This window comes from Salininema proteolyticum (assembly GCF_042685645.1).
Lineage (GTDB): Bacteria > Actinomycetota > Actinomycetes > Mycobacteriales > Micromonosporaceae > Salininema > Salininema proteolyticum.
Genome location: NZ_JBHUNX010000001.1, coordinates 4,011,764 through 4,027,410, shown reverse-complemented (window position 1 = coordinate 4,027,410; position 15,647 = coordinate 4,011,764). Strand labels below are relative to the sequence as shown.

11 protein-coding genes and 2 pseudogenes are annotated in these 15,647 nt (G+C 64.8%); 3 read left to right on the top strand and 10 right to left on the bottom strand.

The annotated features are described in order from the left end of the window. The 3 genes from ACFTE1_RS18540 to ACFTE1_RS18530 form a co-directional block, all read right to left on the bottom strand. Complete coding sequence (locus ACFTE1_RS18540) at positions 1 to 315, bottom strand: WXG100 family type VII secretion target (protein ID WP_380623629.1); 315 nt, start codon at positions 313 to 315, stop codon at positions 1 to 3. Beyond that, the gene (locus tag ACFTE1_RS18535; protein WP_380623631.1) at positions 315 to 707 is read right to left on the bottom strand and encodes a hypothetical protein; all 393 of its coding nucleotides are present in this window, start codon (positions 705 to 707) and stop codon (positions 315 to 317) included. Before ACFTE1_RS18535 ends, ACFTE1_RS18540 begins: the two co-directional genes overlap by 1 nt. 522 nt (positions 708 to 1,229) lie before the next feature. Continuing rightward, positions 1,230 to 1,934, bottom strand: coding sequence for a hypothetical protein (locus ACFTE1_RS18530; RefSeq protein ID WP_380623633.1), 705 nt, complete (start codon positions 1,932 to 1,934; stop codon positions 1,230 to 1,232). Positions 1,935 to 2,133: 199 nt separating this feature from the next. Here ACFTE1_RS18530 and ACFTE1_RS18525 point away from each other — a divergent pair, with 199 nt between their 5' ends. Next, positions 2,134 to 3,027: a hypothetical protein gene (locus ACFTE1_RS18525; protein ID WP_380623635.1), complete on the top strand. Its 894-nt coding sequence runs from the start codon at positions 2,134 to 2,136 to the stop codon at positions 3,025 to 3,027. Positions 3,028 to 3,362: 335 nt separating this feature from the next. On the opposite strand, the gene ACFTE1_RS18520 is transcribed toward ACFTE1_RS18525, so the two are convergent. The 7 genes and pseudogenes from ACFTE1_RS18520 to ACFTE1_RS18490 form a co-directional block, all read right to left on the bottom strand. Next, entirely contained in the window at positions 3,363 to 4,814 is a 1,452-nt protein-coding gene (locus ACFTE1_RS18520) for an amidase (RefSeq protein ID WP_380623637.1), read from the bottom strand. Between the two features lie 159 nt (positions 4,815 to 4,973). Further along, on the bottom strand, positions 4,974 to 6,104 hold the full coding sequence (locus ACFTE1_RS18515; protein WP_380623639.1) for a M23 family metallopeptidase: 1,131 nt from the start codon (positions 6,102 to 6,104) through the stop codon (positions 4,974 to 4,976). Next, positions 6,101 to 6,625, bottom strand: a complete 525-nt coding sequence (locus ACFTE1_RS18510) for a hypothetical protein (RefSeq protein ID WP_380623641.1) — start codon at positions 6,623 to 6,625, stop codon at positions 6,101 to 6,103. The genes ACFTE1_RS18515 and ACFTE1_RS18510 overlap by 4 nt, the downstream gene beginning before the upstream one ends. 2 nt (positions 6,626 to 6,627) lie before the next feature. Continuing rightward, positions 6,628 to 8,850: a hypothetical protein gene (locus tag ACFTE1_RS18505; RefSeq protein WP_380623643.1), complete on the bottom strand. Its 2,223-nt coding sequence runs from the start codon at positions 8,848 to 8,850 to the stop codon at positions 6,628 to 6,630. A gap of 491 nt (positions 8,851 to 9,341) precedes the next feature. Beyond that, positions 9,342 to 12,191: pseudogene (locus tag ACFTE1_RS18500) on the bottom strand (ATP-binding protein); the annotation flags it as partial. A 752-nt stretch (positions 12,192 to 12,943) separates the two neighbouring features. Then, positions 12,944 to 13,291: pseudogene (locus ACFTE1_RS18495) on the bottom strand (hypothetical protein); the annotation flags it as partial. 218 nt (positions 13,292 to 13,509) lie between these two features. Then, complete coding sequence (locus ACFTE1_RS18490; protein WP_380623645.1) at positions 13,510 to 13,806, bottom strand: hypothetical protein; 297 nt, start codon at positions 13,804 to 13,806, stop codon at positions 13,510 to 13,512. Positions 13,807 to 14,178: 372 nt separating this feature from the next. On the opposite strand from ACFTE1_RS18490, the gene ACFTE1_RS18485 reads away from it, so the two are divergent. Together ACFTE1_RS18485 and ACFTE1_RS18480 are read left to right on the top strand one after the other, a co-directional pair. Then, positions 14,179 to 14,754, top strand: coding sequence for a TetR/AcrR family transcriptional regulator (locus tag ACFTE1_RS18485; RefSeq protein WP_380623647.1), 576 nt, complete (start codon positions 14,179 to 14,181; stop codon positions 14,752 to 14,754). A gap of 65 nt (positions 14,755 to 14,819) precedes the next feature. After that, complete coding sequence (locus ACFTE1_RS18480; protein WP_380623649.1) at positions 14,820 to 15,605, top strand: SDR family oxidoreductase; 786 nt, start codon at positions 14,820 to 14,822, stop codon at positions 15,603 to 15,605. Positions 15,606 to 15,647 lie beyond the last annotated feature (42 nt).

Sequence of the window (15,647 nt, the reverse complement as noted above, 5' to 3'; positions counted from 1 at the left end):
TCACAGTTCCTTGAGAATGGCATCGAAAGAATTGCCCACTGCAGTATCAGTGTCCTCATATTGCGTGGCTACATGATTCAATGCCTGAGCAAGAAGATCGAGGTTCTCCTCGGCGAGATCGGTCAAGTCCGTCTGATCGTCGTGATGCCACTGGAGAATTGGAGGGAGAAACTGGCATAGGATCCCGAAAGCCTCATCGTCCTGTTGAACCTGGTTCATGGCATCTTTGATGGCCTGGAAACGGTCGCGTAGCTGATCTATCCGGGCGGCGTGATTGCGTAGGTCGTCGGGTTCGACTTGGATGCCGTCTGCCATCAGACTTGACCTCCTTGTACTGGTCGAGTATCCCGCTCGAAGGGCAGAATCACCGCACCTCTGGCGTCCGTGCTATGGCGCAAGGTGTCGTCGACAGTCTGTTGCGCAGAAGGAACCAAGGTCCCCTGAGTCGCGCGATAGATCTCGAGATCGGCCGCTTCGTTCTGTTCGCGGCGCCGTCTGATGAGGCTATCGCCGAGGTTGATTCCGTGGAAAGCTACTGGCGACATCAGCATGGTTTCGGTGTTGCCGCCCGGATTCTCAGCCGGCCCCACGATCTCGTTGAGCGCTCCGTCGGTCGCCTGAGCCTCTATGGTGAGAGCCTGCATGCACTGCTGCCGGCTTTCAAAAGTCTCCTCAACGCTAGGACTGTCATAAATCTCCAAGCCCATCTCAGCTCCTGAAGTCAGTTGTCCTTTGCACGTGGATTTACTAGTCCCATTGGGGCACACCACGTTCCAACATTTTCAGGGTACATACCCGTTGCAACCATGAGGAGCCGCATTTTGACAGAATCCAGCTAGGCTGAGGGACGTCAGTGTTCGTACAGTCGTAGGAACCTACACGCATCGTGGTAGCGAGGGTTTCTGCCCGGCCTGGTAGATCCCGACGCAGCCAGCAGGGTAGGGGCATCGTGTGGGGACGCATAATGGCGGTTCTGGCCAGGGCATGGCCGCTGTCGGCGTTATCCGCAACCTTCGCCAGAGCCGTTGGGCGCGTAGCTCTCTGGAGTCAGTTGCACAACCACCTTCAGGATCATGCCATGCGAAACAGGTTCGGTTGCTGAACGTGATCTAAAGGTGGCTCGGGAGTGAGGACAGCCTTGAATGGTGAGGAGACTTGCGAAAGAGTGGGCGAGTGAACCCGCTGGATCGGGTCACTCGCCCATTAGAAGTTCGTGGCCGGGTTTCGGGCTACCTGCACCGCTCGTACCGAGCGTGCCACTTGGTCCAGGTCTTGGAGGTGACGGCCGAGAAACGGTCATCGATCGCCCAGCGGACGAATCTGGCCTTCGCCGCCTCATCCGGGCATGGGCTCGTCTCGATCAAGTTGACTAGACGGTCGTAGAACTCGCGTGTGTCGACTTGCCGGGCGACGGAGGTGTAGGCCCAGTCTCCGCAGCGGTAGGGCCTGGCGAGAGCGTCGAAGATCAGGTCGCCGATGGTCTCGCGGAGGTTCTCGGGCACTCCGTACAGCGAGAAGTACTGGAGGACGCCTTCCTTGGTCGCCCAAGGAGTGCGAATCTGCAGGTTGTACCAGGAGTCGGGGTGCTGATTCTCCCACTGGAGGAAAAGCACGGCATACGGGATGAACTCCTCGGCGTCGGGGCCTATCGGGTCCTCGAAGAAGCGGCCGACGATGCGGCTGAAGAGTCGCGGCGCCGCCTGGCAGGCGGCGTCTTGGGCCTGCTGGTAGGCGAGGTCGTCGGAGGGCACCCTGACGGAATTCTGGATAGTGCGGTCCCAGGCCTCGTAGAGGCGGTCCAGGGCTTGCTGGGCCTCCCAGAACTGCTCGCGCTGGATGGCTTCAGCGGCCTTGCGGGCAGCCGGGTCGTCGGAGATCAGGTCGAAAGCCCATTCGAAGTCTTCAGGTTCTGGTTGGAACATCTCGGGGGCCATTGGCGGGGATCTTCCTATCAGTGGGTGTGCATATACCAGGGGGTATGGAAATGCGAGTCTACACGGTATGCCGGGTGAAATGGAAGGGCCATGTGGGAAACAACCTTTGACGAATGGAAATTCGGTCACTTCGTGGGATTAGCATGCAAGGCACGATGATAAGGTGCATATGTAGCCGCACGGTCGATGAAGGACGAGCATGGGCAGCCGCAAGGATCAAACGGACACTGAGGCCGAAAACCTGACACCCCAAGAATCATTGGACGATCCTCCAAGAAATTGGCGACGGGTTGGTGCGATGGCCGGCGTCTGGGGCGTCGTGCTCGCGATAGGCGCCTGGGTAGGCCCGGGCTTCGCCGCCGGAGGAGAGAAAGCCGAGGAAGACAAGCCGGTCACTGAACAGGCGCCGAAGTCCCCATCGGTTGCCGCATACCGGTATCTGAAGTTCGGGACACTCGGACAGACGGATTCGGTCGCCGTCTGCGAAGGTTCGGACCCTGACGTGTCAATCGGAGACTTGCAGAACCTGGCAGCTGACTTCGAAGAGAAATACGGTAAGTCCCCGTTTCCGGAAGTGGAAGTCGTCGACGATAGCGAATCTGACGGACGTCATATCGCGGATAGGGTTTTGCGGCTTGAGAATGGCGCTTCGGAAAAGTACGAAATGACGGTCACCGTCAAAGAGGCGGAGAACGGATTCTGTGTGGAGAACGCTGAGTACGGTAATGGCTCAACGGAAGGCGGAGACCCGGGAGCCACCGTTGAGCCGGATAAGCTGGCGGTCGACTATTTGACCAGATTGTACTGGGACCGAAGTGTTTCGGACGCTGCGGAGCTTCAATGCGACGGTGAGTACGAGGGTGTGGATGCTCAGGAACTGGTCGACGCCATCACCGCCCAAGTTGAGAACAAGGAGGCTTCGAGCCTTGCGGGCAGCGGATTCGAGGTGAACGGCGGGACTGCCACGGTTTCGAGAGACCTGGAAATCCAAGAAGGGGCGCAGGTCAGGACTGAGTCTTTCACCGTTGGGATCGATATGGCCAGCAGCTGTGTGGTGTCTTTGCAGGGTGGAGAGGGATTGCTCGGAGAGTGATTTATGATCTCGGAAGACTCGTCGGTCTTGACTCCTTTTGGCTCGGACCACACCCGTGTTCTTAGTGCTAAGTCGGCCGACCTGACTCGTTGGCGAGTCGGTTGCTCCCCTCCGTCAGAAGGCGCGTTGGACAAGGTGTCTAGTCGCGCCGGAATTTGAAGGAGCTTATCGACAGCTGCTTCCGCATCAGACGCGAAGCCTTCGTATCTGATGCGGAAACGATCCGTCCATCGGGGCGATCGGCCAGTCGGCATGACTGCAGGCCGCGAAGGTTGAGGTCCTAGCACTAACTCGTCACCAGCACCCCACTTTTGACGGACTTCCGGGAGTGCGCTTTACCTCGGAGCCTGGAACCCGCCGATCTTCTGCTCAAGCAATTCGGCGAGCCGCAGCGGGGTGCGGTCCTCGAACATCGGACCGATGAGCTGTACTCCCACCGGTAGGCCCTCAGGGGACCGGTCCGCTGGTATAGCGGTGGCGGGCAGGCCTGGCATGGAGGCCAGGCCTGCCCAGACGAGCTGGTCGAAATACGCGTGCTCGGCGCCGTCGATAGCTATGCGGCGTTGAAACAGATCGGGGTCGTGGTCGTGCGGGAATGCCGGAGTCGGCGTGATCGGGCCGACCACGGCGTCGAATTCCTCGAAGAACTGCCGCCAGGTGTGACGGTGAAGCTCGCGAAGGTTGTACACCTGAGTCCAGTCGCGATGGCTGAACACCATCCCGCGCAGCCGCGCCGCGTCGAGACTCTGGTCGTCCTCGCTCAATTCAGTTGCTTGGGCTTGTAGTTCCTGATACTCCTCGATCGGGAAACGCGCGACGGAGCCCGAGACCAACAACTGCATGTAGATCGTCGCGGCCTCGGCCAGATCGGGCAGTAGCGTGCTGTGCCGTTCGACGCGGGCGCCGCCGTCGACTAGAGCGTCAGCCACACGGTTCACCCCGGCCTGTACAGCGGACCCTGTCGGAATGAACGGATGCTCGTCGAGGACTAGCACCCGGAAATCGCTCAACCGCTGATGGCGTGCGGGCGGCAGCGTGAGAGTGTGCGCCTTGCCGGACGTCAGTGGATCCGGCCCGGCCATGACGTCGAGCAGAACCGTGAGGTCGCGGGCCGTACGCGCCATCGGACCGACGACGGCCATATCGAAATCTGTTGGCAACGGCGGTGCCGGCGGCGCGACCATACCGCGGGTCGCCGCCAGCCCGAGTGTCGGTTTGTGGGCATAGACGCCGCAGAAATGCGCGGGCGTTCGCAGCGAACCGGCGAGGTCGGAACCGATGGACAGCGCACCGAAACCGGTGGCCAGGGCCGCAGCCGATCCGCCGGAGGACCCGCCCGACGTGCGATCGTGGTCCCACGGGTTGTTGGTGGTGCCGTAGATGTCGTTGAAGGTCTGGATGTCCTGGAGTCCCACGGGCACATTGGTCTTACCGAGCACCACGGCGCCGGCGGCCCGGAGCCGCGACACCTGTACCGCGTCCTCAGTCGGCGTATAGTCCCATTGTTGCGGCATGCCCCAGGTCGTAGGCAGGCCGGCGATGTTGTAGGACTCCTTGACCGTCACCGGAATACCGAGCAGCGGTCCGTCCTCGCCACGAGCGCGCGCCTGATCGGCCTGGTGCGCGGCGGCCCGTGCACGGTCGAAGTCCGGCACACAGATCGCGTTGATCAACCTGTCGTCTCGTTCGATGCGAGCAATTGCCTCGTTGGTCAGTTCCACCGATGTCACGTCACCGGTTCTCATAGCGGTCGAGAGGTATTCGGCCGTCGCAAATTTCCACTTCATGAAACCGAACGTAACGACCTCTGGAACAGGCCACAAAATACGAATTTGCACAACAGTACGGAGATCTCAATCCATTATGGTGCTCACTGGTCGCGGATTTTCGCGTGCCTCTGGAACGGGCGAATGTCCGGCGAAAGCTACGAAGTCACACAAGTGACCTCAACCCATCGCGGCGCCGACCTGCTTCATGAAGGGAACGGGATCGACGGCCCCGCCGGGGCTGTCATCGCCATTGACATGCACTTCATAGTGCAAATGGGGCCCTGACGAGTTGCCGGACGATCCGATTTCCCCGAGCTGTTCGCCGGCCTGGACCATGTCGCCTTCCTTGACCTTCGGTTGGCTGTTCATGTGGCAGTAGCGGGTGATGTAGCCGCTGCCGTGCTCGATGTCGACGTACCAGCCGCAACCGATGATTGCCGGACTTCCGTCCACATCACAGGAATAGGGATCTCCGGATGGCGTGTAGGCGTTGCATACGGAGGTGACGACCCGGCCGCTGGCGGCCGCGTAGATGGGCATGCCGCGATTCGCCATGATGTCGACGCCGTGGTGGTCGGGTCGGAGTGCCGAGCGGAATCCGGAACCCACCTCGCCGTCGGGAACGGGCGACGTCCAGCCTAGGGCCGAAACATCACCGGGACCGGCGCATTCACCGAGGTTGACCGAGACCGCCGAGACCCGGCCGCCGCCACCGGTGATGACATTGACGATCTCTCCGGCCTTGGCCTCGTGCTTGGCATAGGCGTCGGGAAAGGCAGAGATCTGCACTCTCTGCGCCGCCCTGGTCAACGCCATGCTCTCCCAGCCGTCGATCTTCTGGAGCTTTTCGTAGAACTTCTTGGACGAGTAGACGGGGTCCATGATCTCCTCGACCGTTCCCCAACCCATACTGGGCCGCTGCTGGAACAGGCCCAACGAGTCGTGGTCATTGGCCTCGCCCAGGTTTCCGAGGTTGGTGAGCCTGGACTCCTGCATGGCCGTCGCGACCGCGATGACCCAGCCCCGTGCGGGAATCTCCATCTCCTGTCCGACGGAGACGATGATCGCCGCGTTCTGGACCTGCTCCTCGCTATATGGGGCGACGGCCGAGAACTCGGCGTCGGGATCGATCTCGGTTTCATTGCCACAGCCGATCCAGTAGGCGTCGAAGGAATCGGGGTCCTCCGAGCCGCCTGTCAGGACTTGAACGAGAGTGAAGACCAGGCCCACACAGCAGAGTCCTGCCACGCCGGCGGTCGTCAGCCAAATACGGCGGCGGAGCTTTCCCGAAGCCGAGCTTCCGATCATTGATCCGGGACCCAATCGATCCCGACGATGACCGGGCTGCGGCCGTAGTCGCCCAGGTTCTCCATCATGAGCAGGCTGAGAGTGCCGTTGTCCAGTTGTACGGTGACCTTCTTGCCGTCGATGGCGGGTTCTCCCACCACTTCACGGGCCGGGAGGTTCTCAGGCTCGAATCCGAGCAGAGACTCACGGAGGTCGGTGGTGATGAAGGGGTTCATGGCCGCGAGCCACTCGTAATTGCTCTTTCCTTCGACGTCCAGGTATACGTCCAGGAAGTCATTGGCGACTCCGATCGCCTCATCCGGCAGTGAAGTCGGAGCGGTATTGAACGCCACGGAGTCGTCGCCCAGCTCGTCTCCGTAGCTCGACTCGGTGTCGGAGCTACTCGCCTCGCTGTCGCGCTGGTCGTTGGTGAGCGGACCCGAAACCCGTTTATCCACAGTGAACAGAACAGCGCCGACGAGCACGATGATGCCCACGACGATTCCGTATCGACTGGTGGCGAGCTTCAGGACAGTCTTCACTGCTAACCTCCGCTGGGACGGTAGACGTCGTTACGGGCAGCACTGGAGCTTTGACCCGGTGCTTGGAACCCTGTCGGCCTAGAATCCCTTACGGCAGAGCTCTGGTCAACCCCGGTTCGTCCGGATTCCCCGGCTTGTCCGGAATTTTGACCTCCGAAAGTTCTCGTTTCCGGACGCCGCTCGTTCTGCTCGCGCATCTTGCTCACGTTGTCGTTGATGTCCTCGGTATCGCGAGCTTGACGCCGGGCGGCGTTGTCCCGGTCCTCGCTGCGGCCGAGAAGAGTGTCCTTGGCCCCCTGGGCTCCTTGCATGGAGGCAAGTCGACGGAACGGACGCAATAGCATCCAGGCGGCGAGCCCTACGAGTGCGATGAGGACGATCTGGAGCCATGACGGAAGATTGGCCTGCAGAATCAGCGACGCCGCATAGAGGTACACAACTGCCGCAACGGCGAAGACCATGACGTTGATGATCGATGCCAGGACAATGTTCACCAGTCTCTTGAACGGACCGCCCGCTGGTTTGAGAAGGGCGATAGTGCCGATGATCGGGAGGGCGATCACGGCGAACCTGACGACCATGAACCCCAGGATGATGAGAAAAGACGAGGTCAGGTCGAACAGGGAGAAGAAGACCGCTGTCAGAAGGGCCAGAAAGGCCGTTCCGGTCCGTTCCCAGGCGCGCTCGCCGATCAAGGCGGAATACGCTTCGGGGTCCTCTTTCTGGATCTGCGCCGCCAGGTTTCGCCAAGCGGTCTGCTTCTCTTGGAGGATCTCCTCGCGGAAGCTGGGGTCGTCCTCCGCCTGGCGCTGTTCGGTCCAGGTCATGGCCTGAGCCCAGTAGAGCGCCGGACCGTACTTGTAGGCGGTGTTGGCGTTCTGGACGACCGGGTTTCCGTCCTCGTCCTCCTCGTCGGTCGGGTCGTACTCGCTGCCCTGGCCGACCATCGAGCGCAACCAGTTCTCGTAGAGGACCTTGTCCACGACCATGTCGGAGGCCTTGATGGCTCCGCTTCGGGTGTCGATGCAGCGGTGGGGGTTGTTCTCCTTGCGCTCTTCGTATTCCTCGTCGGAGTAGTTCGCCCCGTTGAGGCAGCCCTCCGCCTGCTCGTCGGGGAGCATTCCGGTGGAGACGTTCAGTCCCGTCGTCAGGCCTTTGTCGGCCCAGCCGGCGGCCTCTGTGGGCCACTTGGCCACCGCGATTACGAGGACCATGATCAAGGCGGCCCAGGCCGTCGTGGTGACCGCCGTGCTCATCTCGGCCTGGCGCGAGCGCCAGAGGAGGTAGACGCCCACGATGGCGAGCGTGACGGCTCCGAAGACGGAGAAGACGCGCTCGTAGACGGCCGTGGTGCCGTTCTCCAGGAACTCGTTCGACCAGCCCCACATGGTGCCCGGCTCCCAGGCGTACTGGCGCATGGAGTTGGAGGCGCCGGTGGTGGCCGTCGCGAGGTTGAACTGGAGGTTGGCCATGGAGTTGGCGGCGTCGGCGCCGTTGGGCAGCGTCAGGATGTCCACGCAGGTGCCCGCCACCGACGGGGCCTTGGAACCGTACATCGGAAGCTGGTACCCGGCATAGCCGTACTTGGTGTACATGCCGAGCGCTTCGTTCTTGTCGCTGTCCTTGGTCGGCTCGGCGAACCAGCCGGCCATGCCGCTCTCGGGGCTGGAGGCCTTGGGCGGTTCGGCGCATTCGACCTCGGGAGCGTCGGGCAGGCTCTCCAGGCAGTCCCACCACTCGTTGTGCCACTGCCAGTCCGTGCACTGGTCGCCGGCGGCCTGCTGCGTGCCGGGCCCGTCCTCGTCCTGGTCGGCGTTGTCCTCGCCGTCCTCGTCGGGCGTCTCGTCCTGGTTCGCGCCGGGCGGGGGCGACTGGTCGCCGCCCGGCTCGTCCGTCTGATCGTCGGCGGGGTCGGGGCTCTGCTGGGCGTTGACCTCGTTGTCCTTGGGGCGCCCCGGTTCGGCGTTGGTGCCGTTCTTGTCCGAGGTCGTCTCTTCGCCTGAGGGCTCGGTCGAGGGTGACTGGAAGTCGCCGGGATCGAGCGTGTCCTCATTGGCTACCAGGAGAAACTCGGAGGACTCTGATCCGCCGAAGAATGGCGAGTATTGCTCGTTGTCGGCTACCGGACTAGACTGGAACGTGCGGCCCTGGTCGTCGGAGATCGTTGTGGCAGCGGAAGAACCCGGCGACGCATCAGGGCCGTCCACGCTTTCTGATCCGGACATGGAAAATGCCTTGGCGGCCACCACTGGTACGAACACCAGAAGAACCAGCAGAAAGGCCACCAAGGCATATGAAGGCCAGGTTGGTCGCATTCCCCCCGGAAAGGATTCTTCATAGCGCTTAAACCCTTGACCAACCCGGCTGGATTCCATCTTTGCACACCCGGTACCCGGATTGCAATCAACACGCCCGATTTCGTCCACTTCTTTTTCGCGGGCGTGATCACGCCGTTTGCCTTGGGGCACAAGAGCGAGGAAGGTTCGGAGGCGTTGAGTCGGATTCACGATCCCGATCCTTCCGAGTTGTCTCCGGTGCGCGGAGGCAGACCCATGTCCACGGTGACGCCTTGGGATCCCCGACGCTGGTCTATCTCCGCGTCGGCTTCCTTCTCCAGCTGTTCGAGCACATTGCTCCCGTCGTACGAGGGCGCCGGATCCGGCGGCGACTGGGGCTTGCGCTGCGGCTTGGGGTCGGCGGGCGGCGCCTTGGGCTCGGCCCCCGGAGTGGTGTCCAGGTGGTCGAGAAGCCCTCGGACCCAGGAGAAGTCCGCCCGGATCCGCTGCACTCTTCCGTCCACGTCGCGCATGATGAACTCACGATAGGGAAGCCGCTGGGAATTGTCGACATCGATGGCCGACAGGGAGGCCAGCACGTCCTCGTAGCCGACGCCCGTGGGCACGCGGAGCATCCGCAGCGCGTCCTCGGCGATGTCGGTGTCCTCGGCGATGCGCCCGACGAAGACGTTGGAGACGAGGTTCTGCACGTCGAGGCCCAGGATGTCCTTCGGGTTCTGCGAGGCCACCAGGGCGCCCAGGTTCCACTTGCGGGAGTCGCGGGCGAGGCGGACGAGGAAGCTGCGCCCGGAGCGCCACCCCTCCATGAAGTGCGCCTCGTCCAGGCCGACGAGCTTGCGCCGGTTGATGTCCGTCCCGTAGGCGCGGCGCACGGCGAGCCGGTGGGCGGTGTGCAGCATGGGCAGGGCCAGAGCCTCTTCGGCGCTCCAGTACTCGCGCTCGATGCCCAGGTCGGGCAACCGCAGACCGGACATGGTGATGACGGTCAGGGCGGTGTCGTCGTCCAGGACTCCCTCGCGGGGATTGCCGAAGAACAGCTTCGCCAGGGGCATCTCGGCGGTGTCGAGGAGCAGGGCGGCCAGTTCGGCCCCGTCGTCGCGCCGATCGCCCTCGGCGTCCTGCAGGCACTCGACGATGTCCTCCAGCGCGCTGGACTCCTCGGCCGGCACGTACCGCGCCGCGTGGCGCAGCAGGCGGGCCGTGGAAGCCTCACGGGCCACCTGGGGCGGCAGGAGCATCGAGCAGATGTCCTGCACCAGCATGCGCCGCTCGGACTTGGCCCCGGACAGCGCGATCTCGTACTCGCGGTCGCCCTCGGGGCTGTCGGCGAAGTGCTCGCGCTTCGGGCTCGGGATGAGCGCGTAGGGCGCGAGCGTGCCGTACTCGGAGCCGGTCAGGTTCAGGACGCGGCTGTAGGGCTTCATCTCGGGCATCTCGCAGAGCTTGGCGAGCGGCCCCGACGGGTCGAGCAGCGTCACCTGGACGCCGCGCCGAGCGGCCAGGTACCCGAGGGCACCCATGAGCGTCGACTTGCCGCCGCCGGGCTCGGCGACGAAGACGGAGAGCCCCGACTTCTCGCGGACCTCGGTGGCGAAGTGGAGGTCGAGGAACACCGGGCGCCGCGACGTGCCGGACGTGTGCCCGATCAGGTCGCCGCGGTGGTCGCCGACGGCGCTCCCCGCCTGGGGCAGGCCGGCGGCGAAGAGCTTGACGGGCATGCGCCGGACGTACCCGGTCGAGGCCAGCGGCTCGCCGGGCACGAACTCGCGCGCCAGCATGTCCTGGTTCTTCGGGTGCTGCACGGAGATCCGCATGTCCCGCTGGTACATCTGGATCAGCGACCGGGTCCGCTCCAGGCACTCCTCCTTGGTGGAGGCCGAGACGGCGATCCGGTGCCAGCCGTGGGCGCGCGCCGCCTCGATGGGCAGGCCGGTGGTCATCTCGTCGCCGACGACCAGGGCCCGCTCGGCCAGGCGCTGCAGCTCGGGCGGCGCGTCCAGGGCGTGGTCGCTGTAGTCGTGCTGCTGGGAACGGATCATCCGCAGCCGGTGGTCGAGATCCCGGAACGCCTCGCCGGCGCCGAGGATGTCGACGCGCGAGGAGATCTCCAGCGGCCACGGGCAGCGCTCGTGGAAGTGCAGCCACGGCTCGTGGCGCTGGGGGATCTCCAGCTCCTCCATGCGCCCGATCGTGACCACGGCTGTATGCGTCTCCTCGCCGGTCAGGCGGTTGACGAGCTTGACGGTGGAACCGTAGGGCGAGCGGTAGCGCTCGATCTGCTCGGTGAGCGCCAGGGTGTCGCCCAGCTCCCACTCGCCGCCGAGGCCGGAGACGAAGGCCGGCGGCTCCATGCCGAGGGCGACGGAGCGGTAGATGAGCCACTCGATCTGCTGCGTCGAGGCGCGGCGGGCGCGCACGCCGAAGGACCCGAGGATCTCGTCGAACTGCTGGCAGCGCTTCTCGACGCGCTCGCGCTCGGAGAGCGTGGACCCCTTGCCGAACATGCGCGCGACCTTGTCGCCCCACTGCTCGAACACGCCGCGCCGGGCGAAGGTTATCCCCAGGTACGTCTCCCCCTCGGCGTGGGCGAGGGAGTGCAGGTGCTTCTGGGCGGCCACGAGGTGGTCGCCCCAGGACGTCCCGCCGGGGACCCCGCGCAGGGGGTTCGGCGTGTTCTCGTCGACCTTGCGGGCCCAGTCGGAGGCCGGGAACGGACGGGTGGTGCGCCGCAGGTGGATGCGCATCCCCGCCAGGGAGGCGTACTGCTCGGAGATGGCGGTGATGAGCGCTTCGCGCTCCGGGTCCGGACGGAAGGACCAGCGCATGCCCGGCACGACGTACCACGCGGTCACCGTCTGCGGAGTGAACACGACGTTGCCGGAGATCTCGGAGAGCGAGAGCTCGCGCGTCGGATGCTTGCTCGAGTCCTTCTCCATGGGGGAGAGGACGCGGCGCGGCTTGGGCTCCTTCGGCTTGCCCTTCCCGGAGGACTTGTCGACCGGCACGAGCGCCTGCGAGGGATCCTCTTGACGCCGTTGGACATGAGGAGGCCTCGGTTGCGAGGAGATGGCGTCGAGTTGCGCCTCCACGTCCGGGGGAAGGCCCCGATTCGCCTGTGGATAATTCAAGCCCCGTGGGCCGGGCGAACCCCCAGGTTGTGGATAACCCTGACCCTCCGAAGGCGAGTTATCCACAGGACGCGGCGGAGTCTGCGGTCGGGGCTGCGACACGGCCGTATCCTGGAAAGGTGCGGGTATCGCGGAATTTTCGCTGGTCGGATCGGGTGAATATCCGGCCGGCGGAGTGAACTGCGAGGCCGCGGGCGATCCCTGCGAGTTATTCACAGAGTTATCCACAGGCTGGCCCGACTGCTGTGGATAACTTGTGGATGACTGTGGATAACTTCCCGGCACCTGTGGATAACCCTGTGGAGAATCCGATTGCCGGGCGTCACTATGCGCAGGTGGGCCCGAGTCCGACGGTGACCCGTCGCTGTCGTCATGTGACACAGGGGAGTCATGAGAGTCACCGGCGTCCCTGTGACGCGAAGCATCCTGCGGCGAAGCCGAGACGGGCCCGTGTTGCGCCGGAGCGTCGGAGGAACCGTTCGACCGAGAGCGTGACGCGCTCGCGGACGGCTTGAACAACGCGTCGACCAACGCCGTCGTGTCGTCGAGATCGTCCAGGGCCTTCGGCTGCTTGGCGCGCTCGCGGTCGCGCACCCGCGCCGACGGTCGCGGCGCCGAGAACTTCGCGACGGGGCCCTCGGCCCCGCCCTCAGTTCCCGCGCTCTTCTCAGGCTCGTCGCTCATCGGGCACCCCTATTGGTTCGACTGGCAGTGATGTCCGGCATGCCCGGCACGGGGACGGTCATGACGGATCCCGGTCCGGCCGGCGCGGACGCCATCCGGGGGCGGGCGGCGCGCCGCGCGGCGGCCGCGTGGCGCTTCTGGCGCAGCACCGTGGCCTCGGCGAGGCTCTGGCGCTGGTCTTTGCCCAGGGGCGGCTCCACGATGACGGGGCGGAGCCGGACCTTCCGGGCGGTGAACGTGGGGAGGGGGGCTGTCGCGGCGGCGCCGCGGGTACGGCGCCAGTCGGTCAGCGCGGTGCGGATGACCGCCCGGGCCGGCCGGTCGGAGTCGACGAACTTGAAGACCACCGACGTCGAGACGAGGGCGAGCGCGATCTCGATGGAGGGAAAGAGATCCACGGTGCCCGTGGCGAGCCAGCGCAGGAGCATCATGGTGGCGAGGAGGAGCGCGAAGACGCCGTATTGCGCGTAGGGCAGGTGGAACGGCAGCGTGTAACCGGGCGGGCCGAGATAGAGGAGTCGCGCTCGGTAGATGTCGTCGTCGGTTCGCAGCTTCATCGCTGGGGTGGATCCTCCCTGTCATGGGTCCGGTCGCCTGGTTCGAGGAGTAGGGCGGGCGGCCCTCTTGCGGCGGACGGCGAGCGGGCTCCCGGGCGCGAGAGGAGTCCTCGCCAAGGGTCCCTGTCGGGCGACCGGCAGGGGTCCGCGCGGCCTTTCGGCCCGGGTTCCGGTTCGCCGTCCTCAGTCAGTATTCAGGTGTGGGGCCGCTCGCGCGGCTAATCCCCGCTCTCGGTGAACATGACGTCCACTAGGGAGCCGCCGAAGGCGATCAGCAGTCCGGCGCCGGCGATGAACGCGATCCCGAGGATGGCGATCGTGGAGGAGGTCAGCACCCTGCTCACCTCGCCCTTGTTGGCGCGGGCGATGAAGATGATGCCGAGGATGGCCAGGAGGATGGGGGCGATCTTGGACAGGAAGAAGCCGATAATGCCGCTCGTGTCGAGTTCGGCTCCCTTGTCGTCCTGTGCCAGGAGCTGGGCTTCGGAGGCTGCCAGCCACAGGGTTTCTTTCATCAGCGAGTCCTTGTCCGCGAAGTGCCGCCGTGCCGGGGCACGGTGGCGACGATCGTTCACTTGTACTGTCTCCCAAGGCGCGCTCGCACCTCACCTACATCATAAGGCTCCCTCACTCGAGAAGTCGATATCGTCACCGACTTAAGACGCGGAGCGATCGGGTGTGCGAAGATCGGCCCTTATGTGGTGGACTCTGTCGTCAATCTGACAACCTCAAGGGTCCCAAGGAGGTCGGTGAGTGTTCCTCGCGTCCCGCTGGGTAGGACGCGTTCCCGCGATCGGGTTCTTAAGGATGAGTGAATTTCACTGTCCGGGAACGCCATGTCGCAAAAGTTCTAGACCCCTGGGTCAAGAACGGGTAGCGTCGAGGGCATGGGACGACCCCGGGAATTCGACACCGACGCCGTACTGGCCAAGGCCCTGGACGTGTTCTGGGAGAACGGCTACGGAGCCACCTCCCCGGCGCGGCTGGCCGAGGCCATCGGCCTGGGCAAGGGCAGCCTCTACCACTGCTTCGGCTCCAAGCGGCAGCTGTTCGACCGGGTGCTCGACCTGTACGACGCCCAGGGCGAGGAGCTCACCAAGGAGCTGCTCGCCAAGCACGGCACGGCGAAAGGGGCCCTGCGCGGCTACCTCCGCTTCCTCGTCGAGTCCGACCTCGCCGGCCCCGTCCGGCGCGGCTGCCTCGCGGTGAACACGGCCAACGAGCTCGCCCCGCACGACGAGGCGGCCCGGAGGAAGGTCAAGCGCATGCAGGACAAGACGATCGCCGTCATCGCCGAAAGGCTCGCCGAGGGCCGGGCGGCGGGCGACGTGCCCGCCGGCCTGGACGTAGAGGCCTACGCCGAGTACGTGATGACGGTCGTCGGCGGACTCCGCGTCATGGCCCGCACCAGCGGGAAGGCCGTGCTCTTCCGCGTCGTGGACACCTCCCTGCACGGAATCTAGAACCGCCCGCGGCAGCGGGCACCGCACACCCCGATATTTGAACTGAAGGTCAAGAAAGGAACACCATGGACCTCGGACTCGAAGGAAAGACCGCCATCGTCACCGGAGCCAGCCGCGGCATCGGACTGGCCACCGTCAAGGAGCTGAAGAAGGAGGGCGTCCGCGTCGTGGGCGCCTCCCGCACCATCCCCGCCGAACTGGAAGAGGCCGCGGAGGCGACTGTGTCGGCCGACCTCTCGACCCCCGAAGGAGCGGCCGCGGTAGTGGAGGCCGCCGAGAAACTCGGCGGCGTCGACCTCCTCGTCAACAACGTCGGCGGAGGCGACGCGGCCGACCTGGAGCTCGGCGGCATCCTCGACACCGACGACGGGCAGTGGAAGAAGATGCTCGACCTCAACCTCTACAGCGCGGTGTGGACGACCAAGGCCGCCCTGCCCTCCCTCCTGGAGCGCCGGGGCGCCATCGTCACCGTCTCCACCATCAACTCCCGCGTCCCGGCCGGATCCCCGGTCGGATACGGCGAGTCGAAGGCCGCCCTCTCGGCGTTCACCAAGCGCCTCAGCGAGGAGTTCGGGCCGAAGGGCGTCCGCGTCAACACCGTCTCGCCCGGCGTCACCCTCACCTCCCTGTGGCAGGGCGAGGACTCCTTCGGCGCGAAGGTCGCCGAAGGCAACGGCGCCACCCTCGACCAGCTCCTCGAGGCGCTCCCCGAGCAGTTCGGCATCAGCACCGGGCGCCTCGCCGAGCCGGAGGACATGGCCGCCACCATTGCCTTCCTGCTCTCGGAGAGGGCCGTCGGCATCCACGGAACCGACGTCGTCGCCGACGGAGGAACGCTGAAGCACTGGTAGAGCACGGACGAACGGGGCGCCGGGCGCGATCGCCCGGCGCCC

What these genes read in the sequence shown, in the direction of transcription:
- ACFTE1_RS18540 (WP_380623629.1), bottom strand. Translation starts at nt 315, where the DNA reads ATGGCAGACGGCATCCAAGTCGAACCCGACGACCTACGCAATCACGCC.
- ACFTE1_RS18535 (WP_380623631.1), bottom strand. Translation starts at nt 707, where the DNA reads ATGGGCTTGGAGATTTATGACAGTCCTAGCGTTGAGGAGACTTTTGAA.
- ACFTE1_RS18530 (WP_380623633.1), bottom strand. Translation starts at nt 1,934, where the DNA reads ATGGCCCCCGAGATGTTCCAACCAGAACCTGAAGACTTCGAATGGGCT.
- ACFTE1_RS18525 (WP_380623635.1), top strand. Translation starts at nt 2,134, where the DNA reads ATGGGCAGCCGCAAGGATCAAACGGACACTGAGGCCGAAAACCTGACA.
- ACFTE1_RS18520 (WP_380623637.1), bottom strand. Translation starts at nt 4,814, where the DNA reads ATGAAGTGGAAATTTGCGACGGCCGAATACCTCTCGACCGCTATGAGA.
- ACFTE1_RS18515 (WP_380623639.1), bottom strand. Translation starts at nt 6,104, where the DNA reads ATGATCGGAAGCTCGGCTTCGGGAAAGCTCCGCCGCCGTATTTGGCTG.
- ACFTE1_RS18505 (WP_380623643.1), bottom strand. Translation starts at nt 8,850, where the DNA reads ATGTCCGGATCAGAAAGCGTGGACGGCCCTGATGCGTCGCCGGGTTCT.
- ACFTE1_RS18490 (WP_380623645.1), bottom strand. Translation starts at nt 13,806, where the DNA reads ATGAAAGAAACCCTGTGGCTGGCAGCCTCCGAAGCCCAGCTCCTGGCA.
- ACFTE1_RS18485 (WP_380623647.1), top strand. Translation starts at nt 14,179, where the DNA reads ATGGGACGACCCCGGGAATTCGACACCGACGCCGTACTGGCCAAGGCC.
- ACFTE1_RS18480 (WP_380623649.1), top strand. Translation starts at nt 14,820, where the DNA reads ATGGACCTCGGACTCGAAGGAAAGACCGCCATCGTCACCGGAGCCAGC.